Source organism: Bacillus sp. AF62 (assembly GCF_050312695.1).
Classification (GTDB): Bacteria; Bacillota; Bacilli; order Bacillales; family Bacillaceae_G; genus Bacillus_A; species Bacillus_A cereus.
In genome coordinates, this window is sequence record NZ_JBNPJZ010000232.1 from 1 (window position 1) to 640 (window position 640).

The window sequence follows — 640 nt, forward strand, 5'->3', positions numbered from 1 at the left end:
GTCTAATTGTTAAATCCAAACTTCCTCAAGCAGAACAATTTGAAACATGGGTGTTTGAAGAAGTACTCCCAAGCATTCGAAAACATGGGGCTTACATGACACCGCCTACGATAAATGCTTTACTGCAAGATCCTGATTTATTGATTAGCCTTGCGTCACAATTGAAAGACGAACAACAAGCCAGACATATGGCGGAACAAAAGAATCTGATGTTAACCCAGCAGATTGCAGAAAATGAATCAAAGATGACATACCTCGATCAAATTCTTCAATCAAAAGATACAGTAACCGTTTCACAAATTGCGGCTGATTATGGTTTGTCAGCTGTACGTTTAAACAAAATTCTAAAAGATGAAAAGATACAGTACAAAGTAAATAATCAATGGCTGCTGTATGTGAAACATCAAAATAAAGGCTACACAAAATCGCAGACGATTGATGTCAAGCATTCGGATGGAAGTAAATCCGTAAGAATGAATACGCGTTGGACGCAAAAAGGAAGGTTGTTTATCCATGACATGTTAACGAAACGAGGAATTATTCCGGAAATGGATAAGGAAGCGGTTTGAAACTGGTGTTCAAAAAATGGATTCATAAAACAAGGTAAATTCGTGTTTAAATCTGTTTTGAATATCGTAGG

1 protein-coding gene is annotated in these 640 nt (G+C 36.9%); it reads left to right on the forward strand.

The features are described from left to right. On the forward strand, nt 1-569 hold a 569-nt coding region (locus ACQRBL_RS32500; protein ID WP_427736440.1), incomplete at its 5' end, for a phage antirepressor KilAC domain-containing protein. Nucleotides 570-640 lie beyond the last annotated feature (71 nt).